At 66.0% G+C, this 23360-nt stretch carries 23 protein-coding genes; 6 read left to right on the forward strand and 17 right to left on the reverse strand.

The window, feature by feature from the left end:
• Window positions 1-4: 4 nt before the first annotated feature.
• Genes DEIGR_RS17225 through DEIGR_RS17235 form a run of 3 tightly spaced genes read right to left on the reverse strand, consistent with a single transcriptional unit; the run spans window position 5 to window position 3281 of the window.
• The gene (locus tag DEIGR_RS17225; protein ID WP_058979439.1) at window positions 5-2593 is read right to left on the reverse strand and encodes a VirB4 family type IV secretion system protein; all 2589 of its coding nucleotides are present in this window, start codon (window positions 2591-2593) and stop codon (window positions 5-7) included.
• Window positions 2594-2917, reverse strand: coding sequence for a hypothetical protein (locus DEIGR_RS17230; RefSeq protein ID WP_058979441.1), 324 nt, complete (start codon window positions 2915-2917; stop codon window positions 2594-2596).
• A gap of 7 nt (window positions 2918-2924) precedes the next feature.
• Window positions 2925-3281: a hypothetical protein gene (locus tag DEIGR_RS17235; RefSeq protein WP_058979443.1), complete on the reverse strand. Its 357-nt coding sequence runs from the start codon at window positions 3279-3281 to the stop codon at window positions 2925-2927.
• Window positions 3282-3423: 142 nt separating this feature from the next.
• Between DEIGR_RS17235 and DEIGR_RS21355 the strand changes: the two genes are divergently transcribed.
• Window positions 3424-5166 (forward strand): hypothetical protein, encoded by a 1743-nt coding sequence (locus DEIGR_RS21355; protein WP_236704945.1) that lies wholly within the window; start codon window positions 3424-3426, stop codon window positions 5164-5166.
• Between the two features lie 32 nt (window positions 5167-5198).
• Window positions 5199-5729: a hypothetical protein gene (locus DEIGR_RS17245; RefSeq protein WP_058979447.1), complete on the forward strand. Its 531-nt coding sequence runs from the start codon at window positions 5199-5201 to the stop codon at window positions 5727-5729.
• On the opposite strand, the gene DEIGR_RS17250 is transcribed toward DEIGR_RS17245, so the two are convergent.
• From DEIGR_RS17250 to DEIGR_RS17275, 6 genes are all read right to left on the reverse strand, one after another.
• Entirely contained in the window at window positions 5708-6253 is a 546-nt protein-coding gene (locus DEIGR_RS17250) for a hypothetical protein (RefSeq protein WP_153013909.1), read from the reverse strand. The genes DEIGR_RS17245 and DEIGR_RS17250 overlap by 22 nt on opposite strands.
• On the reverse strand, window positions 6250-7152 hold the full coding sequence (locus DEIGR_RS17255; RefSeq protein WP_058979455.1) for a hypothetical protein: 903 nt from the start codon (window positions 7150-7152) through the stop codon (window positions 6250-6252). Before DEIGR_RS17255 ends, DEIGR_RS17250 begins: the two co-directional genes overlap by 4 nt.
• A 65-nt stretch (window positions 7153-7217) precedes the next feature.
• Window positions 7218-7874 (reverse strand): hypothetical protein, encoded by a 657-nt coding sequence (locus DEIGR_RS17260; protein ID WP_058979457.1) that lies wholly within the window; start codon window positions 7872-7874, stop codon window positions 7218-7220.
• A 168-nt stretch (window positions 7875-8042) separates the two neighbouring features.
• Window positions 8043-9494: a GreA/GreB family elongation factor gene (locus DEIGR_RS21360; protein ID WP_058979459.1), complete on the reverse strand. Its 1452-nt coding sequence runs from the start codon at window positions 9492-9494 to the stop codon at window positions 8043-8045.
• A gap of 56 nt (window positions 9495-9550) precedes the next feature.
• Complete coding sequence (locus DEIGR_RS17270) at window positions 9551-11560, reverse strand: hypothetical protein (protein WP_058979461.1); 2010 nt, start codon at window positions 11558-11560, stop codon at window positions 9551-9553.
• Window positions 11561-11660: 100 nt separating this feature from the next.
• A complete protein-coding gene (locus DEIGR_RS17275; protein ID WP_058979463.1) occupies window positions 11661-12134 on the reverse strand; it encodes a hypothetical protein in 474 nt (157 codons plus the stop codon).
• 312 nt (window positions 12135-12446) lie between these two features.
• Here DEIGR_RS17275 and DEIGR_RS17280 point away from each other — a divergent pair, with 312 nt between their 5' ends.
• Window positions 12447-12932 (forward strand): GNAT family N-acetyltransferase, encoded by a 486-nt coding sequence (locus DEIGR_RS17280; RefSeq protein WP_058979465.1) that lies wholly within the window; start codon window positions 12447-12449, stop codon window positions 12930-12932.
• A 14-nt stretch (window positions 12933-12946) separates the two neighbouring features.
• On the opposite strand, the gene DEIGR_RS19925 is transcribed toward DEIGR_RS17280, so the two are convergent.
• The 7 genes from DEIGR_RS19925 to DEIGR_RS17305 all read right to left on the reverse strand — a co-directional run bounded on the left by DEIGR_RS19925 (window position 12947) and on the right by DEIGR_RS17305 (window position 18165).
• Entirely contained in the window at window positions 12947-13315 is a 369-nt protein-coding gene (locus tag DEIGR_RS19925; protein ID WP_083524268.1) for a VOC family protein, read from the reverse strand.
• Between the two features lie 210 nt (window positions 13316-13525).
• Window positions 13526-14404 carry a single-stranded DNA-binding protein gene (gene ssb / locus DEIGR_RS17285; protein WP_236704946.1) on the reverse strand — a complete coding sequence of 293 codons (879 nt, stop codon included), beginning with the start codon at window positions 14402-14404 and terminating at the stop codon, window positions 13526-13528.
• 170 nt (window positions 14405-14574) lie between these two features.
• Window positions 14575-14757, reverse strand: coding sequence for a hypothetical protein (locus tag DEIGR_RS17290; RefSeq protein ID WP_058979469.1), 183 nt, complete (start codon window positions 14755-14757; stop codon window positions 14575-14577).
• A gap of 185 nt (window positions 14758-14942) precedes the next feature.
• Window positions 14943-16139, reverse strand: a complete 1197-nt coding sequence (locus DEIGR_RS17295; protein ID WP_083524269.1) for a bifunctional DNA primase/polymerase — start codon at window positions 16137-16139, stop codon at window positions 14943-14945.
• Window positions 16123-16587, reverse strand: coding sequence for a hypothetical protein (locus tag DEIGR_RS20530; RefSeq protein ID WP_153013910.1), 465 nt, complete (start codon window positions 16585-16587; stop codon window positions 16123-16125). The genes DEIGR_RS17295 and DEIGR_RS20530 overlap by 17 nt, the downstream gene beginning before the upstream one ends.
• Window positions 16584-17423, reverse strand: a complete 840-nt coding sequence (locus tag DEIGR_RS17300) for a hypothetical protein (RefSeq protein ID WP_058979474.1) — start codon at window positions 17421-17423, stop codon at window positions 16584-16586. The genes DEIGR_RS20530 and DEIGR_RS17300 overlap by 4 nt, the downstream gene beginning before the upstream one ends.
• A gap of 1 nt (window position 17424) precedes the next feature.
• On the reverse strand, window positions 17425-18165 hold the full coding sequence (locus DEIGR_RS17305) for a hypothetical protein (RefSeq protein ID WP_058979475.1): 741 nt from the start codon (window positions 18163-18165) through the stop codon (window positions 17425-17427).
• A gap of 451 nt (window positions 18166-18616) precedes the next feature.
• On the opposite strand from DEIGR_RS17305, the gene DEIGR_RS17310 reads away from it, so the two are divergent.
• The gene (locus DEIGR_RS17310) at window positions 18617-19330 is read left to right on the forward strand and encodes a hypothetical protein (protein ID WP_153013911.1); all 714 of its coding nucleotides are present in this window, start codon (window positions 18617-18619) and stop codon (window positions 19328-19330) included.
• 347 nt (window positions 19331-19677) lie between these two features.
• On the forward strand, window positions 19678-22323 hold the full coding sequence (locus DEIGR_RS17315) for a MalT transcriptional regulator family protein (RefSeq protein WP_153013912.1): 2646 nt from the start codon (window positions 19678-19680) through the stop codon (window positions 22321-22323).
• Here DEIGR_RS17315 and DEIGR_RS17320 read toward each other — a convergent pair.
• On the reverse strand, window positions 22286-22801 hold the full coding sequence (locus tag DEIGR_RS17320; RefSeq protein WP_160329957.1) for a hypothetical protein: 516 nt from the start codon (window positions 22799-22801) through the stop codon (window positions 22286-22288). The two genes, DEIGR_RS17315 and DEIGR_RS17320, sit on opposite strands and share 38 nt — an antisense overlap.
• A gap of 85 nt (window positions 22802-22886) precedes the next feature.
• On the opposite strand from DEIGR_RS17320, the gene DEIGR_RS17325 reads away from it, so the two are divergent.
• Complete coding sequence (locus DEIGR_RS17325) at window positions 22887-23354, forward strand: C39 family peptidase (protein WP_058979574.1); 468 nt, start codon at window positions 22887-22889, stop codon at window positions 23352-23354.
• Window positions 23355-23360 lie beyond the last annotated feature (6 nt).

Here is a 23360-nt window from a genome sequence, read left to right on the forward strand (position 1 = left end):
GGATCTATGCGGCATGCTGCTCCTCCTGCGCGATGTGAATGGCGGCCCGGGCTTCATCCCCGGCGTACAGTTCCGTCGCCACGTGGGCCCGGTACTCTGCTTCCTGCTTGTCACTGGTGCTCATCCAGTACGCCTCGCGGGACAGCCACAGCTGTCCGACATCGCCGTCCAGATGCCCGTTCCCGCCGTTCTGGAGGATGAGTGCCTCCCGGAACCGGTTCGCTTCGCCGCCCAGCGAGGCGTACAGGGCCCGCATGGACGCATTCAGATCGAAGAGTGCCGCGACATCTTCTCGCTCGGACGGCTGGCTCGCCAGCAAGATGCGAGTGTTCGCGTTGTTGACGACGTCCTTATACGCTTTCGCAGTTTCGATGTTCTGCATGGCCAGGATGGGAATCATCCCGAGGGAACGGCCCGTCATGAACAGGCGGTTGGTGAGCTGGACGAGGCCAGGAAGCTCCTTTGCGACCCCTGCTTCCTCCATGACGATGACCTTCCGGCCTTCCATGTTCATGCTCCGATTCCAGACGAGTTCGTTGGTCAGCAGCGTCCCGATGGTCAGGAGTTGGGGGTGGTCGATCATGCCGCTGATATCGAGGTACAGGTACCGGGACTGAACGTTCACGGTGGTGGGACCGTCCAGCAGCGTCCCGATGGGCGTTTCGCGCGTGTACGCCCGGAGTTCGTTGGCGACGTCACTCACCTCACGGCGCAGCTCCGGGTCGGACAGGACGGGCTTGTCCCCCACGATGTTCAGACGCGAAATGATGTCCGCGAAGTCCGTCAGGGTCCCTTCGCCCGTGTAGCGGTCCACGACGTCCCCACCCCGATCTATCGGCCGGGAGAACCGTCGGTAGAACACCTGGATGGCCTCGTGCAGGATGCTGACGCGCCGCCCACTCAGGTCGTTGATGCGCAGGGCGCGCATCAATTCCAGCAAGTACGAGATTTTTTCAGCAGTGACCGTGTCGTCCTCATTACGAAGATCGAACGGATTGATGCGGACCCGCTCGCCGGAGGGGAGCCGGGCGTTGGGTTTGATGCTGACGATGGCATCTGCGGCACCAAGTGCCATGAAGAGTGGGAGGTAGTCCCGTTTCGGGTCGACGACCGTCAAGGATGCCTGATGTCGGTGCACCAGCCCGGCAGCGAGCATGGAGACCAGGACGCTCTTCCCCCCACCACTGCTGCCCGCCACCACCACGCCCGCGTTGCGGATACCCGGCGCGACTGGCGAGATCGAGAACACGTTGCCCCGTCGGCCTCGCAGGGGCAGCACGCCTTCACGCGTTCCCGACCATGGACCAGCCTGCGGCATGCAATCGACCGCGTTCCGGTAGTACGCCGCCACCTGATACGCGCTGCGCTTCCCGCTGAAGGGCGCATTCTGCAGGTACAGGTGAATGCCGTCCGCGTGCGACGCGATGCGGGGCATGCAGCCCCCGACCGAACTGAAGGCCGCGAGTGTCCGTTCACGCCGTTCGTCCAGTTCTTCCTGAGAGCGAGCGAAAATGATGGCGTGCATGCTCATTTCCGTGAGTACCTGCCCCATCTCCAGGGCCTGCACCAGGGCCGTCCCTTCCGAGATGCGCGTGTACACTTCGCGCCCGGCTTTCATGGAGGGATCACTGGCAGCTGTTTCCTGCTTGTCCAGTGACTCGTTGATCTGCGCGCGGACTTTCGGGGCGTCCACGACCAGGTACTCGACCATGAACGTGGAGTGCGTGCCGCCCAGGGCCTGGATGATTTCTTCCGTGGCACCGACGTGCGTGCTCCGGGTCGGCTTGAGGAACGACACGATGCCCACCCGGGTGTGGCCCACGGTGAAGCAGGCGTCATGGTCCAGGTCGATGCCGCTGCACGCGACCTGGGCTCGCATGGTCGCCACGAAGGGACGTGGCGCCTTGGGATTGTTCTTGAGCTTCTGGCCGACGCGGTAAGCGGCCAGGTCACCGGCGTCGAGATCCCGTTGATAGACGGGTTTCTCCGCGCTGGCCATATCCGGGTTGAAGTAATCGATGATGCGGGCCCAGACGTCGTCACTGGACATGGGGCTCGTGCGCATCCCGCCGAGGGTGAGCTGCCGGGCGAGGCGGCTCTGGAGCGTGGCGGCTTTGGAGACCAGGGCTTGCAGGTTGACGTCCTTGTACGGCGTCTTCTTGGGTCGGCCGGGCACGGTGAGGGTCACCGTGAAGTAGGCCGAGCTGTCGCTGACCCAGTGGCCACGCCGCATGCGTTCGAGGACCGCGTGATTCGCCTGGAGCATCCGCTCGACGGGGCTGCCATCCCGCTCGATGGGCGCGAGTTGTGCGAGGGCAGTCCGGGTGGCCGGGCGGTTGTCCAGATAGAAGCGCACCACGGCGCCGGCAGGCAGCGCCCCCTGAATCGCGGCCATGATGCGGTCCCGATTGGACACCCGGACGTCCGGTGTGGCCCGGGCCGCGGACAGGAGATCGACGTTCAGTCCGAACGTCATCTTGTTGTCGAGCGTGAAGACCGTGCCGTTCTCGAGGCCGTGGTACGTCAACTGCTGGGTGAGGTTACTTTGGTTCTCCGCCACTTTCAGGGCGTTGCCGACGTCGTGGTAGGGCATTCAGTCCACCTTGAAGGGAATGGGTTCCGGGTCCGGACGGGTGGCGAGGCCGCCCCGGAAGTAGACGGTGGCGACGTAATGCTCCAGGAACACGGGGGGGAGCTGCTGGAAGATGTAGCGGACGATGGGCACCGTCACGAACCGGAACGAGGCCCACGCGATGGCGCCCGAGACGACTGGGGCAAACCCCCAGTCGCCGAGGAGGAGCTGCATGAAGAAGTAAGGGAAGGCGGCCAGGACGACGGCGAGCATGAAATGCGTCACCTCGTCCAGGCCCGCCTTCGGGACCCCCTTCCGGTACTGTGGGAATGGAATCTCGTCCATAGCTCCGTCAGCAGACGATGCCGAACGACGCGCCCAGGGAGATCAGGGCGGGGATGATCACGACGGCGCCGATGCCCCGGAAGAGGTAGACGTTGCCGCCGCGGCCGCCGAAGATCATCAGGATCGCGCCGATGATGAAGAACACGAGGGCGACCAGCGTGACCCACTTGCTCTGGGGGAGGATGTTCACGTACTTGCAGAACACCCCGGCTTTGTCGTCCATGTTCTTCTGGAAGGCTTCGGGAGTGGCCTGCGCGAAGCTGCTGGACGAGAAGGCCAGCGTGAGTAGGACCACGAGGCGCAGGTACAGGGCGTTCACGGCGTGCAGGGCGGAAACGGGGCGGACAGGGTTCTGAGTGTTCATGGGTGGACCTCCATCCCGCACCGTGAGGGACGTAGGGGTGACCGCCCACGCAGGGGAAGCACCCCCCCCTTCGGGGGTATTCCAGATGCGGGTGGAAATTCGGGGTGCATGTCGTCACCCCGAGGACAGGCACGCTGACGGCATGCCATATCACGCTGAACACCGCGCCGAGATCGAACGTCAACTCCATGCTCTGGACCCCGACCTGACGCTGGTCGAACCGGAGAGCCCCGAATTCTCGACCTTCCTCGGGCAGGTCTCCGCTCAGGACGCCACGCTGGCCCGGCGGATCAATGAGGCCGTGATCGACGAGCAGGCTGAGGAGGCCCGCGAGCTGTTCGGGAAGGCGAGTCAGAAGGGCAACGCCATGACGGTCCTGACCACGCAGTTCCAGCGAGCTCAGGGGAAAAGTGCACGAGGGAAGGGGCGGGTGCGTCCGGCCACGTTCGTCGTGGGCGCCGGAGGCCTGCTGCTTGCGGCCGTGCTGATCACGGCGGTGATGCCGGAGAAAAAGGCCGCCGCATCCAAGAATGAGGAAGCTGTGTCGGAGGCCGTCACCCCCACGGTCGCGGCCGCGCCGACCAGTAGCCTGCCGCAGAGCACGCAGGACACCCCCACACCTGTTGAGCCGATCACGCCGAGCAGCACGCCGGTGGCTGCACCGGAACCCATCTCGCCGACACCGGTCACCCCTACGCCTGCTGCGCCAGCACCAGTCGAGCCGGTCACGCCCGTGCAGAGTGCATACCCAGACGTGACGCCCATGCCAGTCACCTCTGCGCCGGTGCCCGTCACGTCGACGCGCCTCCCTGATCCGTACGGGGGTTCAGTTGCGGCCCCACAGCCGATCACGGCGGCGCCCGTGCCCGTGACGGCCAGGGCCACCCCCGTGACGGTCACCCCTACGTCTGCCTTCACCGGTACGACCCCTGCTGCGTCTGCGGCACCCGTCGAACGACAGGCCCTGATCTCGCAGCAACCTGCAGGGGCAGCCAGTCAGCCGGAGACTCGTCCCGCGGTCGTGGCGACGACGCCCGCGCCAGCGACCCCGCGTGCAGCCTTGACTTCCACGACGCCTGCGGCATCGGCTGCACCCCAGGCGACGGGACTGGTGTCTCGCGCGGCCACGGAACGGCCATCTGCCAACGCGACGGGCGGTCTCGTTTCCAGTGCTGCTGCCACGCCCGCGCAGTCGGGTGCCCTGGTCAGCGCCAACACTGCGACTTCGCAGGCCACCACGACGGGCGGCTTCGTGTCCACGAGTTCGGGGCGTACCGTGCAACCCGAACTCTCCACCCCGGCCACCCCTGCGTCTTCACCCGCCCCTACACCCTCCGCAGCTCCTCAGGTGGCCGGTGACGCCCGCAGTGTGGCCATGCCGGGGAGTGTGGTGGAAGCGACCCTGACGACACCGGTCGCCGTGTATCCCGGAGTCACGCATCCCGTCTGGGCACGCTCTGCTGACGGGGCGATGTGGCGGGGCACGGCTTCCCTCGATGACCGTGGACGGATCCTGCTGGCCTTCACGACGCTGCTCACGCAGACGGGCACGCAGGTACCTGTCACTGCTTATGTGGAGTCGTCGGACGGCCCTGGTATTGGCGGGCGTGTGCGGACCGCGTCACCGAATGCCGCCAGGACGGCGCTGAATGGGCTGCTCACTGGCGTTCAATCCTTCGTGCAGTCCCAGTCGGCCAAGTCAACGACGTACTCCGCGTCAGGCCTGGTCACGACGCAGGAGCGCCCGCAGAACTTCTGGCTCGCGCTGGGCGGCAACCTGGCTCAGGCGTTCGTCGTGCCGGACACCAAAGCGCAGGTCGTGCCCTTCGGACAGCTGCCCGCTGGTGAACCGCTCGCCATCCGAATCGACGTGAGCGTGAAGTGATTCAATCACCTCCCAGCCCTCGCCCCACGCCCATGGACCGGCTCGCTCAGGCGAACCGGAATCGGCAGGCGATCGAGGAGCTGCTCGCAGTTGACGACGTGCTGACCGACGCGATGCTGTCCAGGGTGGGGCTGGACGGCACGCGTTTCCCTGGGCTGACCCTGTCCGTGCAGCCCATGCGGAAGAGCTCCTGGACGGTGGACGTGACGTTTCGCGCGGCCTCAGAATCCAGGCTGCGGGACGCGCCGATCAGCTCCCTGTCCCACGCGGCAGGCACGGCGGCCATGCGGTGGCAGCTGGCCGCGAGTGCCGAGCAGTGGACGATTGACCGGGGCGGCCGTTTTCACCGACCGGACGCTGTCATGAAGGACGGGGAAGAGCTGATCGCCATGGAGTACGACGCGGGATACGACCGCCGCACGATCCGCCGCAAGGTGCGTCAGTTCGAACCGTACAGCAGACTGGTCTGGGCGACCCCCAGCGCGATCCGCTCCGCCCGGATGAAGGCGGACTACCCGCACGTAGAGGTCATCACGGTGGACTACTGGAGTGCCCAGACCTGAAGGTGACGCTGGTACTGGACCTGCCGCGCGTAGTTCTCCGGCCGGGTGACGACCAGAATGAGCGTGCTGGAGTGCAGTCGGAGGGTGCTGCGGTGCCGCCGGATGAGGGTGGCCACCCACTTCGTGCTGGGGGGGCCACTCGACACGCGGATGTAGAGCACGTGTTCCCGCCCGGCGGCATCCGTCAGGCGGAGTGACCGTGACCCGACGAGCGCGACGGTATACCCCCGCGCGACGGCCATGAGGGTCGCTTCGCGCAGCGCCACTTCATCCGTGGCCGTGCTGGCAGAGAGGGGTTTCGGGTTCGTGAGCTGGCACGCCGCCCGGCCAGCCGTACCCAGGATGACCACAGGGCCGAGGACGCCGTGCACGACCCGCAGGAGGTCCTGCTGGACCAGAGCGGCCACGTCCACGCGGCCATCGAGTTCTGCGAGTCGGCGGCTCCCGAGGGCCAGGTCGTGCAGGAGAGAGGAAACGTCCGCCAGAGCCTCGGCGGACGTTTCCCGGTTCAGGGGTTCACTCAACTGGCACCCAGGCGCTCGACCGTGACGGTCCGCATGACCTCGGCGGCCGCCTGCCCATCCACGCTGCTGCCCTGCCACTGGGCGTTGATGCTGGTGGGGGCAGTGGTCAGATCGACCTGACCGTACTTCGTTTCGCCTGGGTTGACGCGCACCACGGCGTCCGTCGCCCCCAGGCCTTGAACGCCGTTCAGAGTGAGGCGCCGTTCGTCGAACGTGACGGGGACGCTCCCTGAGTTGGTGATCCGGTAATAGACCCTGGTCTGCTGCCCGTTGGTCAGGGCGCGAAACTCGACGTCCGCTCGTGCTGGAAGGGACACGGGCACGGGCACAGGAGAGGCGGCGGGTTGTGGGGTGACCTGCGACGTGACTGTCCTGGTCGGCGTGGAGGTCGTCGCCGGGCTGGTCCGAGCTGTTGATGCGGGTAAGGAGGCTGCTGCGGGGGTACTGGCGGGTGTACGCGTGGTGGTCGGAGATGCTGGTGTAGCGACCGGCATGCTGGTCTGCGGGAGCGCGTTGGTGGGTGCAGCCTGGGTGGGGAAGCCGGGGATCTGCTGCTCGGGTTCCGGCGCCTGATCAGCGCGAACGATGATGTTCCGCACCCCGCCACCGCGGGACGGCGCGAGGCGCGCCTGGAAGAAGTACACGCTGTCAGCCGTCATCACCAGGATCGGGTACGAGCCGGTGCTGGCCGTCGCCCCGATCACCACCCGTTGACCGCGCTGGGAGAACTGCAGAACGCCCTCGCGGGACGTGATGACATCCACCACGTCATCGGGGAGATTGAGCACCCAGATCTCGCCCATGGCGATGTCGAGGATCCCGTACGCCTGCTTCAGATCACTGGCGCGGTACTCGCGGGTAATGCTGCCGCCCATGTACGTGTTCTGGGAGGTCTCCATTGGGGCTGCGGAGGCGAGGCCGAAGGCAAGTGATGCTCCCAGGATGACCATCTTCAGACGCGTTTTCATTTCTGCTCCTCAACGTTCACGGTGAGTGGGGTGGTGACGGTTTGTGTGCCATCGGACGTCGTGATCTGCAGGACGTACGCTCCGACGGTCTGGGTGGCCGCCGCGCTGATCGTGAAGCCGAGCGGGTCGGTGTCCCGCGTGACGCTCAGCGCGCCCGTGATGCCGGTGATCCGCACGTCGGTAGCGAGTTCTCCAGCGCGGTCCGGCGTGATGGAGACCCGGCGCTGCTGGCCGGGCTCCAACGTCAGGGCCGTGATGGGTTTGACGGTGTACGGCGTACGGGTCGTGGGGGTGACCGTCACGGCCAGGACGGCCGTACCGCTCCCGCCGGTGGCGGTGACAGCCAGCGGCACGCTGTAGGTTCCTGGGGCTGCCCCAGACTGCACGGCGACGGTCAGGGCGCCCGTGCTGGGCGTCACGGTCAATTCGGCTGGAACTTCGCGGGGGGTGATGTTCAGGCCCGTGACGGTCTCAGCGGTGCCACTGACTTTGCCGGTCACCTGGACGCGAGTAGAGCTGCCCGGCGGGAGAGTGACGGCACTGGGATTGAGGGTGACCTCGATGGTCTGAATGAACGGATTGCTGAAGGCCCCAGTGCCGCATGAAGACAGCAGGAGGGCGGCGGGCAACAGCACGGTGCTGAGTCGTCGCATGCCCCGAGTGTGTGGGACGTGGGGGTGACGAGTGGGGATCAACAGGAAACCCCCGAGACACAAGGTCAATCGGGGGCATCTTCTGCGGGTGAGCGCAGTTCGTGTGCAGGCCTGGGACGCAAGGTCAACCAGTAGGGCACTCGAAGTCAACGGGGTGATGCTGAGGGTTCAGGTGATGCTGAGAATGTGGATCACGTTCACAACCTGGACTGGCTGTTCCCGCTTGTAGGTGACGAGTGTGGACGTGTACTGGGTGTGCACGTCGGTGATGGCCGGTGCGGTCACGCCTTCTGGGACGTGGCGCTTACTCGTGACGGTTCCGGCAGTCATGATCTGACGGCTGGTGGTGGGCACGAGGCGGTGGTGCGTGGAGGTGACGGTCACGGTCTGTCCAGCGGTGGCGTGGAGCAGGGCCTGACCGAGTGATCCGGCGGTGCTGACTTCGCCGATCTGGGGGTGTCCATCGGTGAGGCGGACGGTTTTGGGGACGCCGGCGATGGTGATCTCGAAGGTGCGGCCAATGTTGCTGTCCACGTCACCCGGTTCCACGTCGAGCAGGTCGCGTTCGAGTTGACTGATCGCGGCGTCTGTTTCGAACATGCGGGTGCGGGCTTCATCGTAGGCGGCACTTTCACGTAGGTCCCCGTCTTCGATCGCGCTGCCCATCAGTTCGGAGATGGTCTCTCGTTCCTGTCGGAGGGCGCTCAGGCGGGTGAGCATGTCGGCGTATGCAGCGACGGAGACCACACGTTTCTTCGCCGTGGTGGTCCGGCCGGGGCGCCGTTTCTGGGGGGTGGGTTCCGGGACGGTCCGCTGAGGAGGGGTGGGCGTGTACGGCTTCCACTTCTCGACGGGCGCGATCTTCCGGACGCGGAAGGCGGGTTGGCCCTCGCTGTGGAGGTAGACGCGGTGGGTGTCATCCACGCCGTCCATCTGATCGAGCGCAGCCAGGACGCGGGTGCGCAGGTACGTGTCACTGATGGTTTCGGCGAGGGCCCGGGCGTCGCGGGGTGAGGCGTCCCAGGGGATGAGCAGGCCTTCGACGTCGAGGACCTCGGTCAGGAGGCTCTCGCTGAGGACCTGATACTCACTGTGCGCGAATTGGGTGGCTTCCAGTGCGCCCGCTTCACCCCTGGAGAGGACGGTTTCCGCGTTGAACACGCGGTCCACTTCCATCCATGAGCGGGAGAGACGAACCAGGGCGCTTTCGGCGCGTAGATCGATGTCCACGCCTTCACGTGTGTGTACGGTCAAGGGGTCAATGAAGTCGCGTTCCGTCACGGCCACGCGGTCGCCGGACTTCACGCCAGCGAACGGCATGCCTTCGGTGATCGCGGTGCGTTGGTGGCGCGCCATGACCCCAGCCTTCACGAGGGCGAAGAACGCCTCGTACAGGGCGGGGTATTGCTGCTTGGTGCCCATCAGGACGCCGGCCAGGGGCGCCGTGATCGTCACGTCATCGCCGCGTTTGCGGGCAGCGGCACGCTGGGCGGCCACACTGGCCTGCTTGTCCACGCAGCGTTCGAGGAAGTCGGGGTCGATGGTCCGGCGAAGGAAATCGGCGACGTTCCGCTTGGGGGCGTGGGGGGCGAGCTGGGCCAGATCAAGTCGGTCATTCATGGGTGCTCCAGGGGAGCGGTGGGGGGATCTCTCCCCACCGCAATGGGGAAAGAACGTTAGAAGGGGACCACAACCACGTCCCTGTCCGTCTCGGCGGGGCAAGCCCACCAGGCGTCAGCCCACCACGCGAGTGGGTTCTGCAGGGCCAGGTGATCGTCCAGGATGTTGTCCTGATCGACCAGGGCGAGGAGTGCACGGCCCAGGTTCAGGTCGGTGCCGCTCTCTTCGAGGGCTTCGGCGCAGTTCGTGAGCGTTTCGCTGACGCGATGCGCCGCCAGGTACCGGGTCCGGATGTCCTTGGCGTGATCCAGAGCGGCGATCCATTCCGCTTCTGGGGCGATGTCCGCAGCAGCTTCAGCAGCAGCGAGTTCGCCTTCCAGGCGGAGGAGGGTCAGTCGGGCGTCGCGCGCCCGGGCGTCGGCGCTCTGAGCGCAGGCTTCGAGCGCGAGTTGCATGGGCCGGACGTAGCGGGTGCCACCCTGAACCCGGACGCGCTGGGCGCGGCGGGTCGTGATGGGCACATGGGCGAGCTGGTCGAGCGCGTCTTCCGCGTGCTTGATCCGCACGCCGGCTTTCACGCAGGCGGCCACGAAGGTCCGGTCGGCCTTACCCTGACGATCCAGCTTCCGGCCGTAGAGAACGGCGGCCGCCAGGTTGAACCGGAAGAGGAGGGTGGGGTTGGCCCGGTGCAGGGCACCGGCGACGGCTTCGTCGTCCTTGGATGCACGCTGGAGGGGGGTGCCGATCAGTGCCGTCAGGAGGGCGGAGCCCAGCTGGGACGGACGGGAGACGGCGGTCTTGCCTCGCAGGGCTGCCTGCACGCCGCGCAGCGCTTCACGGACATCATCCATGGGCGCGTTCAGGGGCGTACCGGTCAGCGTGAGCGCGAGACGTGCCGCCGCAATGGCGTCATGTCCCTGGCCGGGGATTCCGGCCTGCTCGCAGAACTGAGCGAAGCGGTCCCGCACTTGACGTTCCTGCTGCCGCTTCCGGTGGACGGGGAGGATCTCCCGAACGGGAAGGCGGGTGAGGACCGCGCCGTGGATGGGGCCGAACCGCTGGTAGGCGCGCAGGGCGCGGATCTGGTCCAGCTGGTGGAGCGGGGCTTCGTAGCGCTGGGGCGCCACGGGTTCAGCGGTGAGGATGTCCGCGAGGCGCTGGTCGCCGTCTTCGCCGGTGACGGCGTCGAGGCGGTGCGCTTTGGCGTTCCGATTCACCCAGAATTCCGTGACGGTGGCCAGGGCGCGGGCCTGCCGCATCGTCGACTCGCTCAGTTTCGGGCGGGCCAGGATGGCGCGGGCATTCGCTCGCACAGCGCGGGCGATCCACGCGGGAGTCAGGGGCAGCACGCTGGTGCGGGCTTCCGGGAGGGTTGTCGTGGGGGTGGTCTTCCCGTTGACACCGGCGGCCAGGAAGGCCGCGGTGACGCGGCGCAGACCGCCTTTTTTCACGATGAGGTTCTTGCGCCCTTTCGGGAGGTGACTCGCTGGGCGGGGTGTCTTGGCCAGGCGGACCCACTCGTCGAAGAGGGCGCCGTCGTTGCCGACCGTGGCGAGGAGCCTGGAGCGCCCGGAGGCGATCGCAGCGGGTGCGCCACTGGCACGCTTGTCGTCGACCAGACGTTCGGCCGCCATGGGCATCTCTGCGGGCAGTTTGTACTGCACCCAGGCCAGCCAGCGGAAGCCGTTCTGATTGGGGTTCCAACCGGTCCGGCGGATTTTCCCATCGGCGGTTTCGGTGACTCGCGGCAGCAGCTTGTTCAGCTGGTGCAGGGCGCCGTCATACGCTTCGAGCAGCCCGCCGAAACGGGTGCTGTACTCGTACGCGACTTCCAGGAGGAGCGGGCCAGCGTTGCGCGCGAGCTGATCGCGGGCGAAGTTCTGCTGGTCAGCGGTTCCCGAGGTCGCCATGTCGGTGAGGTGTAACGTCTCGGCGTCCGTGAGCCGGACGTAGTCGTTTTTCACCTTCCGCAGGGTTTCGAGGAACACGTCCTCCCCGAGCACGTTCGGGACGGCACGTACGGTTTGGTGGCGCTTCTCGCTCCAGATTTCACGTTTCATGGTCATGGGAGGCTCCTGGTGGAGGTCCGGACCGAAGCTGCAGCGCCGTGCCCCGTATGGGACCCCGGCACGCAGTTCGTGCCGGGAAGGATCGGGTGGACGGGGCTTAACGGGGCAGCAGCTGCTGGAGTTCCTTGGTGGGCACGATGACCCGGTAACCGACCCCACTGGTGGGGCGGAAGTTGACGACACTGGTGTCGCCATGCGTGAGGATGATCAGACGCACGGACCCGCTCACGGGAACGGTCCTGGACTGCATGCGGTCCCAGCGCGCTTCGCGTTGAGCGTCCTTGATCGTGTCGATCAGGTCGCCGACGTGCAGCGTGACGGGCGCGAGGCCAGCGGCCTGCAGGCGGATGACCATGCGGCCATCCTTCAGGTTGTCCGTGCTGCGCTGAACGAGTGTCAGGCGGTTGCTGTGCTCTTCCCAGCCTTGCAGGGTGACGATCAGACCGCTGATGAGGAAAGCGGCGATAGTGGCCACGCCGAAACCGGCGGGCAGGTCGAGCAGGATGACGGCGGCCATCAGGGCGAGGGCGATGACGGCAACGGCGAACTGCTGACGGGTGATGATGAGCATGACGCACTCCTTGTGCCCACGGATGGGCGGTGAAGGCGGAGTGCGCCAGCAGTCAGTGTGTGGGCCCGGGAGGGCGCCAGCACACTGCTTGCTGACGCACTCCTGAGCGAAAAAAGAGAAATCCTGCCGGTCCCCGTGAAAGGGGTGCCCTCGTGGGGGCCGGCAGGATTTCGACAACGGGGGCGAAGTGACCTTCGCGGAGAAACTGAGATGACTGTAGCACCTTCTGCGCCGCGCTACAGCGGGAAATGCTGCATCCTTGCGTTGACACTCGGGCATCGACCACTGATTGGAGGCGGATACACTACTCAGGTGCACATCCGCGAGTACACCGAGGCCGATTGGCCCGCCGTCTGGTCAATCTTTCAGGACGTCGTAACCACCGGTGACACCTTTCCGTATGACCCTGCTTGGTCAGCCGATCAGGCGCACGCTGTCTGGGTTCAGCCACCCCCGTACCACACTGTCGTCGCCTGTGAAGGTGCTGAAATCCTGGGCACCGCGCATATGGGGCGAAACCGTCCTAGTCCAGGAGCGCACGTCGCCACGGCAAGCTTTATGGTGGCTGGGGAGGCGCGCGGACAGGGCGTCGGGCGCGCACTGAGCGAGTACGCGCTGACCTGGGCTCGTGAGCAGGGGTTCGCTGCCATGCAGTTCAATGCGGTCGTAGAATCCAACACTGCCGCGGTGCGGCTGTATCAGACCCTTGGCTTTCAGGTGATTGGGACTGTGCCTCAGGCGTTCAAGCATCCGAGGCTCGGGCTCGTCGGCCTGCACGTCATGCACTGCTTCCTTTGACGGCGAAGCCCCATCTATTGGGTGTGGCGTCCCTCGACAATTTCCGTGCGGTTTCCCCAGGGATCGGAGCAGTAAAGCCGCCGTAAGGGCAGACGGGTGTCCAGGCTACAGACAACCCCGAACTGCTCAGCGCGAACAAGTACCGCATCCAAGTCGTTGCAGAACAGACAGACGTGTCCCTTCTCACTGGGTACGAACGCCGCTGTCACGCCGGTATGGATCTGCCGGCCATCGGGCAGTGCGAACCACACGCCTCCATTCCCCCGCAAGGCCTCGGGCTTTTGCAGCTCTTCCAGTCCCAGGAAAGCACCGAAGAACGCGCGAGCATCTTCCTCATGTCCGCGAGGGGCGTTCACTTGCACGTGGTCTAGACCCAGAATCATGTGTCAACGCTAGACGTGATCAGAGCGTGCAGGCGGTACTCCTTCAGGGACATCGCTGCTGAATGCAGAACCGTTTCTGCCGTTGCCTCTGCATGAGAAAATCCCCGAGACGCAAGGTCAATCGGGGATCATCCAGCCGGATAGGGCTGTTGTTGTACGGTTCGAGGACGCAAGGTCAACTCGGCGCGTACAGCATCTCAACGGGGTGACTCAGAAAGGCAGGTCCTCGTCGGGCGGGAAGTGATCATCCAGTCCCTGATCGATGTCGAGTCCTCCCGAGTGGGTGGGGGCGGGGCGCGTCGGGGCCGGGCTGCTGGAGCGGGAGGCTCCGGCGGCGACAGGCTGACGTGCGGGGGCGGGCGCGGCACTGCGGGTCGGCGTGCTGCCCTGCGTGGTGGTGCCACGGGCGAGCGCTTCGACACGGGACGCTTCCACCTTGGTGGTGTTGCGCTTGTTGCCGTCGCGGTCCGTCCAGGCTTCGTTGGTGAGGCGTCCCTGCACGAGCACGGGATCCCCTTTGCGGAGGTCCTTCATGCGTTCAGCAAGTTCGCGCCAGAGCGTGACGTCGATCCAGTGGGTTTTCTCCTGCTTCTGACCCTGACGGTCGTTCCAGGTCTCATTCACGGCCAGGCCGAGTCCGAGCACGGCGTCGCCGGCGGGGGTGTAGCGGAGTTCGGGGTCACGGGTGACGTTGCCGATCAGGATGACTTCGTTCATGCCGCCACTCATCCGCACACCGCCTCCGGCGTCCTGAATGAGTTCCGGCGAGTACCCGAGCTGCTCCATGCGCTGGGCTTTGACGCGGACCATGCTGCGCTTGCCGCCTTCCGGTGCGTCCCACTGGCTGTACTCCACGCTGCCTTCGACCATCACGGCATCGCCTGCCTTGAGGTTGCGTTCGGCCTGCCATTCGGCGGGTTTGCCGAGGATGGACACGCGGTGGTACCAGGGGAGCTTGCGGGGCTGGCCGTCACTGCCGATGATGTGATCTTCACCGGCGATGGTGGCCTCGAACACGGCGGTGCCGCTGGGGGTGTAGCGCAGTTCAGCTTCGCGAGCGAGAACGCCGATCAGGAAAACGTGATTCATGCCTCGTGCCATGGTGTGCTCCTTGCCTCCAGTGCGGAGGACTTCAGGTCCGGGGGCTGTCCGCCCTCCGGTGAGAAGGGGGGATCAGCTGGGCGGGTGAAGTCGAGTGCGGTCGGGGGAGCCCGGCACGCTTTGGACGGTGCCGGGCCGCTCGAGGCGACCCACAAGGGTTACTGGTGGTTCAGGCGGGCCTGAACGGCGGGGAAGAGGTGGAGTCGGTCGGTGCGGATGGGTTCGCCCAGGGCGAGGCTGGTGCCTTGCTCCTGTGCTCTCACAGCCGCTCTGAGACTCCTGGGGCAGGCCCCGAATTGGAACTTGGACGTGCCGCCGACGGTGTATTCGAGTACGAACATGAGGCCTCCTTCCGGAGGCTGCAGCGGGGCCCGGAGGCCGCATCAGCAGCCTCCGGGCAAAGCAAAACCCCACCGTGCACGTGCGTGCAATCCCAAACGGGAACGGTGGGGTTTTGACAACGGGGGCAGGGGGTGAACCCTGCAGGATTTCGTGCTGCCATTGTTGGCAGAGTCCAGCCCCCGCGTCAAGTGCTCCTCCCGTACCGCACCCGCCGGGCGCGGAGGAAGGTATCCAGGGAACCAGGCATAGCCTCACGGCGCTCATGTGCGATGTAGGCCGCGCGAGCGGTCTTCGGGGCCGCGTCATGGCCGATCAAGCGCAGGTACCGGATGGTGTCCTCGATGGGCCGTCCAGTGGCCGCCCACTCGCGCGCGACAAGGTGCGCCGCCCGCGCTTGATCTTCGGGTGGGAGTTGGGTGTACACGTCCTCCAGGGCCTGGGTTGCGGTCTGTGGCGTCGGCCGGGCATCTGTGCTGCTGTACCCCCACGGCTCACCGCGTGGTGCGGCGTACGCGGTGCGCATGCTCGCGCGGTACTCGTCCAGGGTGTACGGCGCGCCCCGCCCATCCGGGTGCTGATGGCCGACGTGGCTGACGTACGTCTGGCCGACCTGGAGCACTTCCGCGTGGCTGTACCCGTTGTTGTACAGCGCCCACGCAAGGTGATACCCCGTGTCGTTCCGGCCGCCGAGCGTCCCGTCCTGAACTTTCTGGAGGGCCCAGTCCAGGATGCGGCCGCTGGGGTATCGGTCGTCGCCGCGGGGGAGAGGACCGGTCATCGGTGGTGGCGCCGGGAGTGGCGGCACCAGGCGGAGCGCTTCGCGCAGGGTCAGGGGCAAGTCGTCGAGCGTGTCGAGGTCCGCCGGGTCCCGGAGGTACACATAAGGCCCCTTGCGGGTCACGGTCGGCGGCAGGATGGCATTCCCGCCGTCGCCCCGGACGTCGACGCAGTCGGGCGCGCCGTGGGTGGACTTCCCGACCAGATTCCCGACGCGCCACTCGGGTGCCCGCAAGTGCCAGTGATAGCCGCCGCCCGTGCGGACGTGCGGCCGGATACCCAGCGAGTGGGCGTACGCGCGGCCCTCGTCACCGTCGAAGTCAATGACGATCCGGCCACTGATGCGGCCGGTCACGAGTGCCATCCCGACGTTCTGCGTGTTGGCGAACCACGCCGTGACGGTTTCTGCGGAGGGGGCGGCAGTCTGGAGGGGCTTCCAGCTGGCCCGGAGACGGGCGTGGTTCTCCGGGTCAGGACGGTGGTAGCCCGTGCGGATCAACAGGGCACTGTGTGGATCCTTGTCCCGGTCATTGCCTGCGTGCACGGGGAGGATAGAGCACCCCCGTGCCAGGCACGCGAGGGCTTCATCAAGCAGCGCTGCCATCGTTCACTTCGACCTGGGGTTCAGTGCTCGGCTGGCTCTCGTCCACAGGTTGCTGGGGACCTTCTGCACCTTTCTTCGGGGTCACGGCTGCGGGTTTTCCGGGTTGACGCTCTTGCGCGGCCGCTTTGGGGGTACGGTCCGGGCGGGGCTGAGAGCGAGCCTCAATGATGGCCGCCAGGAGGGACGCGTCAATGTGCACCGCAATGTTCGCCGGGATGGGCGTGTTGCTGGGCTTGAGGAGGGCCCGGATTTTGGTGCTCAGATCGCTCAGCCAGACCTGGGAGTTGGTGTCGAGCAGCATGAGGTAGTCCTGCTGCTCACCGGCGCTGGCCACGGGCACAGCGGGCAGCGTGCCATTGCGGACAGCTTCGTGGACGAGACGACCGAACAGGGGGCGCAGCGCTTCGGGGAACGTCAGGGCGGCTTGGCTGGAGAGGGTGGGGGTCATGCGGGGTGTACCTCGCTGAGGGTTCTGAGCAGGCGGGCCAGTTGCCGCGGGCTGGTCAGGCAGAGTTTCATGGGTTGCAGGAGTGCGTCCTCAAGGGTTTGAACCTTGTGTTGCAGGGCGGGGAGCTCGTCGTTGTGCATCAGGGTGCCCAGCACGAGAAGGTGCCCGTTCTCCGTGCTGTGGGGGTACAGGCGTCTGGTGGTGAAGGGGACGACCGGGTGGTCTCGCAGAACGCCAGGGGTAGGCGGATACGTCGTGGGGTCGATGTAGGGCAGGCCGAGCATGGCAGCTCGCGCGTCCGCTTCTTCCTCCGGATTGGGCCGGTAGTTCTCCCAGGCAGACCTGGGCAGGAGCGCCGCCAGGGCAGCAGCGTCCTCCACGTCCCGCCAGTGCGCGCGCGCATCCGGGTAGACCAGCGTGAAGAGTTCCCGGAAGGTCGCGGGCGGGGCCAGATCAATGCGGAGCGTGGCCTGACCGCCCGGCACGAGTGGGTTGAAGTGGGCGCGGAGCGACGCGAAGTCCGTCACGCGGGCGAGCGGGTCAGGGCTGAGCAGGTGAATGGTGGTGAAGGCCCTGACACGTGGGAGGACCAGGTGGTCGAGGGCGAGGTGGAGGGGCAGCAGGCGGGCGTCGATCGGGCCAGCAGCGGCCGGGTGAGGGACAAACGTGCGGTTGCTGCGTTGGGCGAGCTGCGCCCAGACGGTGTCGGTCTGGGCGCCCAGGTGCCGGTGGAGGGCGTTGAGGACGCTGCCGCCATCCTTCAGTTCTGCCGCCGTGCTGGCCAGTACCGGGGCTGGAATCAGCCCCGTTCGCGCGTACTGGTCAAGGGTCTGCATGTCAGAGGATGTTGCCGTCTGCCCAGCAGGTGCTGGCCGCGAACCGGGCAAAGCGGTCAAAGAGTGGGTTGGGTGCACGGGCCGCCTGGATCTGCGTGCGGATGCGGAATGCCTCGCGGGCCAGGGAGCGCAGGCGGGTCCCACTGCGGCCCAGATCATGCGTGCCTTCCTGCTTGGCGAGATGATCGGCCTGTTCCCAGATTCGCCGCGCGCCGTCCGTGGAGTGGTGGACGTCGATGCGGCCGCCTCCTCCTCCGACCTGGAGGACCCATTCCATCATGTTGAGTTCCGCGTCGATCAGATCGTCGCCAGTGGACGCCGTGGCGTGGACAACGATGGTGCCGAGGCCGACCATGACGACGCCGGTATACACGCGTTCGTAGTCCGTGATGGCGGCGGTGTGGACGACGTAGGTGACGAGGGGACTGGGGGTGGGCATCTTGCCGTCTTTCATGAGCTTCATCAGGTCACGCCAGATGGGGGATTCCCGTTCGGGGCGCGCGAGGACGAAGCTCTTGCCGGATTTCGCCAGCGAGCGGGCGAGTTCGCCGTACTCGTCACTTTTATTGCGCAGGTCACGGATGGCGTTGGTGATTTCGGATTCGGTGGTGTGAATGCGAATGGTGCTGCGCGTGCGGCTGAGACGAGCGGCCTCGGTCAGGGCTTGCACGACCCAGTTGTCGTCCTGTGGTTGGGAGTGGTAGTTGCCGATCGTGGCGTCCAGGCGCGCGTCCTTGAGCACATGGACGTAGGTGAGGATGCCCGCGAACCGGGTGATGTAGATGTCGTCGAACTGACGGTATGAGCGCTTTGGAGGGGCTGGCTCGGCCGTCTGGCCCTGAGTGGGCAGCTGTGCCGTGGGCTGGGAAGCTGCGGGTGCCGGGGGCGGTGGCGTGAACGCGGGTTGCACCTGCGGTTCTACGACCCTCGGTTCCACGATCTGCGGTTCTACGACTGTCGGCTCCACGAACTGCGGTGCCACGAGCTGTCGCGCGGCGACCGGTTGGGCTGGGCGGGCCAGCACGGGGGTTGGACTTGGTATGGGTGAATCGCTCATAGGTGACCTCCAGCGGTGTGCCGCGTGTGGGTGGAGCAGGGCGGCCGGTTGCCCTCACGGGTGGACCGGTGCGCCGGGTGGCCCGCGGCGTTTGACCCTGCGGCTGCGGCGCACGCGGCCCGCGAGGGTGAGGCTGGTGAACCGGCGCGCGGGGTGCGGGGCGCACCGGCGCGCGGCGGGTGGCGGCAACCAGAGGCTCGGCGATCGGTGCGGTCACGGGCTGGGGTGCCGGCAGATCACGGAGGTACTCCAGCACAAGCAACGAGCCCGTGCGGAGGGCGGCGCAGCCGCGCTCGACCAACTGCTCGGCGGCCTGAAGGATGGTGGACCGGGCGAGCTTGAGCTCGGTCACCATGCGGGTGATGCTGTCCCGGCGCGCATTCAGATGTTTTACGTGGTTGAGGATGCGTTGCAGATCCTCGTCGTTGGCGTCAGGCGCAGGTTGCTCGGGCTGCATGACACTCAGGATCCGGGTGCGTTTGCCGTGCAGGCTGATCGTCACGATGGACTGCGGGCCATCCAGCAGCCAGGCCAAAAAGGCGGCGCTGATACCGAGGCGTTTGATGATGGGCAGCCGGACGCTGGGACCGTGGCGCTTGAGGTCCTCGGCGAGGAGGTGCAGGTGGTTGGTCCGGGCGGCGTTGATCTGGGCGGTGACGACGTAGTAGACGCCGGCCACGCAGGTGATGGTGCCATCGGCGAGGCCCTGGGTGAGTTGTGTCCGGACGTGGTCTTTGCAGATCGGCGCAGCCGCGCGCAGCTCCGTGAGGATTTGCATGGTGGTCATGCACATCCCGGTTGTGCTCAGGTGTTGGAGGACGCGGCTCATGCGCGCACCGTGTCAAATTAATTCTCTCCAAGTCTGATCGGGAGGGCGATACGTTTTTCGTTGTTTAGGACGGTGTTTTCGCCCAATCTCTCCAGTTTTAATTTTCTTATTTTTTACTCAGAATGAAATACTCAACAAAATTTTCTTAATCTTGTAGTCAGACTTGGAGATATTGAGAGTTTTGTGAGGTTTTGGGGGTAATATGAGTGAAATTTGGAGATAAGTATTATGAGAGTTGGAGATAAATACAGCCGTTTATGGCGAATTCCACTCATAATTCGGTCAGACTTGGAGAGATTGAGTGGTCCCATGTCTAGACAGATTTGATCACAGATGCCCGTTCACCCTGCTGAGAGGATGCCGTACCCATGCCAAACCGTCCACACATCCTCACCGACCTGCGTAATCCAGCGACCACCGTCGTCACCCTCGTGGCCGGCAACGGGTATGGCAAATCGACCCATCTGGTCGCCCTCAGTACCGATCCAGGGCACCTCTACATCCGGTTGAGCGATGCCGACCCTGACCCGATCAGCATCGCCCGGGTCATTGCTCGCGCACTCCCGTCCCACCCGGGCAATCAGCTCCCATACGAGCTCTCCCGGAGCACCGTGACTGAACGCGCGGCAGCGGCCGCCTTGCGGCACGACCTGAACCTGCACGCGCCCCTCACGCTCCTGCTCGACGACGCCGAAACGCTGAACAACGACGGCCGCCGCTTCTTCACCAACCTGCTTCCTCAACTCTCTGGCATCCGCTGGATCGTGGCCAGCACCACGCCAGAGGACTTCCCCACCCGCACCCTGCGCCTACGCAATGTGCCCACCCAACTGATCACAGACCGCGAACTTGCCCTGAGCACGGACGAGATGCGCAACATGGGCCTGACTGACGCGCAGATGGAATTAACGCAGGGTTGGCCCGCCGCCGTCTCGCTGATCACCCTGGGTGACGACCCCCGCGTGGTCGCCCAGGAGCTGCTCCTGACCGTGCCGGACACGATTATCCCGTCTCTCCGCCGCGCGAGCCTGCTGCCGACCTGGCGCACCCTTGATCCAGTCAACACGGCCTTGAACCTCACGGAAGGGTGGCTTGCGACGGCCCTGTCGTATGGCGTGCCCTGTACTCGCCTCGACAACGACGCGTGGGTGCCGCACCCCATCGTGCGGGAAGAGCTGCGCCTGCAACTGCGAGTCCTGCCGTCGGAGTACGCCAGCGCCCAACAGGCGATCGCTGGGGCACTCGAGACACACCAGCCTATGGCGGCCGTCGAAGCGTACCTGGCCAGCGGCGCCGGTACGGAGGCCCGGGCACTCCTCGAGCGGATGCTGCCGACCCTGCGGAGCGCAGAACAGCTGTCGGCGGCCCTCCCGCTCTTCCAGCGGGCCTCACCTGAACCTGGCTCACCCCTGCACGTCGCATACGCCCAGGCGTGCTTCGAAGCAGGCGCCCTGGTCCGCGGACTCAGCATGGCCGAACAAGCCCTTGGGGCCGGCGCCGACCCCGCCAGCACACACGCCTTGATCGGCCAATTCCGGTACCGCACCGGGAACTACGAGCTCGCCGTCCAGCACCTGCAGGCCGCTATCACGTCCTCCACCCAGGCGCCGCCCTACGCGCTCCTCGCGCAGCTCAGCCTGGTGTACGCGCAGCATGCCCAGCAGCTCACAGGGGACGCTGCTCGCGAGTACGCGCAGAAAGCGGACGAGGCCGCCTATACCGTCCTGGCGACCGGGGACCTGACAGAGGAGCTGGGCAGCGCCATGGTCCTGGCCCGTGTCGCCCGTACCCTGGCGTGCGCGGTCCTGGGTGCCCGCCAGGCGGGCCGTGAAAGTGCCCGTCTCGCCCGGGAGGCCGCTGAGGTCCTGACGCCCAGCCTGGACGTCCTGACGGCCCTGCACCAGCTGGCCCGGTACTGGGCGGATGACGGCGATCTGGATACCGCGGCCGAGCTCCTCGCCCTGGCCGTGTCCATGGATACGGCGCAGCGGGATACTGCGCTGCAGGTGGCGGTGACTCGGGCGCGCCTGTACCTGCGGCATGGTGATGCGGATTCCTGCGCGCACTACGCCACGCAGGCCGCGGCCATCGCGGAAGAGCTGCATCATCAGCCGGCGCTGCGCGAAGCGTTGATCCTGCTGGCTGCCACAGCCGTCCTGCCTGTCGGTGACGCGACGTCTATCCGCCTCCAGCGCCTGCGCGACCGTCTGGGTCATGAACGCGACGTCCACACGGCTCTGGCATACCTCGATCAGGCCTTCCTCAATCCCAATCGCCGAGTCACCGGCAGTCGGTTGGCGTTGCCCCTGGAACTCCGGGCACTGCTTTTGGTTGCCGCCCTCCGGTCGCAGACCCTCGACATCACGCTGTCCAGCGAACTGGACTTCCTGTACCGTCGGCTCGGCGCCGGTGTCATCAACAGTTACGGGCAGCTGTTGAAGGTGGCGATCCCCCCCCTGCTGCCGGGGATGAACCACCGGCAAACCCTGGAAGTAGCCATCCTCCGACCCATGCCGGAAATTCGCGTGAACGGGACAGTACTCGACTTGCAGCCCGTCCTGGTACTGCCCATGATCATCCTGGCTCAGCGCGGTGAACTGGCCGTCTCAGCCGCGCAGGACGTGTACGCCCCCGACTACCGCGGGAAGCCGGAACAGAATCACTACAAGCTGAAAACTGCGTTCAAGGCGGCCACGGGTCACACTGCGCCGCTCGGGTCCGAACGTGGCAGTCTGACCCTCTCCGGCTGGCACGTACGGAGTGATCTGAACGCGCTCAGCGAGTGTCCATTCCAGGATCTGCTGCGGCTGTACCGCGCCCCGGTGTACGCCCGACACGATCCGACACCAGCCCTGACGGATCTGCGGGATGAAGCCCGGCGGATCCTCGCGCAGCGGCTCGCGCAGTGGTCACGAGTCGACCCGGACGCCGCAGAGGCCGCCCGGGTCGAACTGTGCACGCGTGATCCGCTGCTGATCAGCCTGTCTCGTCCAGCGGGTGCGTTGGCACCGTGAACCCAGGCGGGGGAATGCGGAAACCCCGCTCAGCTGGAGGATACCGGTGCTGCTCTGGACCCTCCCACCACGCGGCCCGAATCGTGGCCTGGATTTCCTGTGCTTCATGGGCTGTCTGGGCCCGTGCGATCACCGTCCAGCGGCCGTAGTCCTCTGGGGTTGCATACGCCGTCTCGAACATCGTCCCGTCGTCGGCTTCCTCACAGGTGAAGTACGTGTACAGGTACACGTCCCCACGCAACATCAGGTCGGCAAACCCCACGACCCGTTCCGCTCGCTTCCAGTACCAGTCGGGAACGTATTCGACTGCGGCCACGGTCCGGTCGGGCATCAGCATGCGTGCCCGGCCGGGCGCGATAGGCCTGGGATCCAAGAATGTGAAAACGCGCCCTGCCATTTCGATCACCCCTATGCCGATGAAACTCTCCGGTATGACATCAAACCGCATTGCTGCCCTCCTGTTCTGGGCAACGGTCACTCATCTTACGATGGGCGGGGGAGCTGTGGCACAGCATGTGCCCGTTAGGTACGTGTCCCAGCCGTCTGGGTACGTGTTGCAGGGCATGCCCTTGGTACGCCAGACCTTCAACGCCTGTGGTCCTGCCAGTATCACGCAGGTCCTCGAGTACTACGGGATTCGGGTGACACAGGCGGCCGTCTCTGCTCAGACCCGCCCTACGTCCCGCTCGTATATGACCGCGCGCGCGATCGTCGATTACGCCCCACAGGTTGGGATGGAGGCGCGCCTGTTCCGTGGTGGCAGCGTTCAAACCGTTCGCTCGGCCATCCGGAATGGGCTGCCGCTGATCGTCCTGCAGACGCAGATGATCGCCGGGCGCAGCATCCCGCACTGGCGGGTTGCATCCGGATTCGACGACGCCCGCCGGCTGGTGTACCTCATGGATCCCCTGCTGGGGTACGTCACCATGCCCTACGCAGATTTCGAACGGGTCTGGGCGGATCATCAGGGCACCTTCGCGGTCCTGTACCCCCCCGCCCTGCGGGACGTGGTGCGCCGCGCCATCGGCTGAGGAGCG

The organism is Deinococcus grandis (genome assembly GCF_001485435.1).
Classification (GTDB): Bacteria; Deinococcota; Deinococci; order Deinococcales; family Deinococcaceae; genus Deinococcus; species Deinococcus grandis.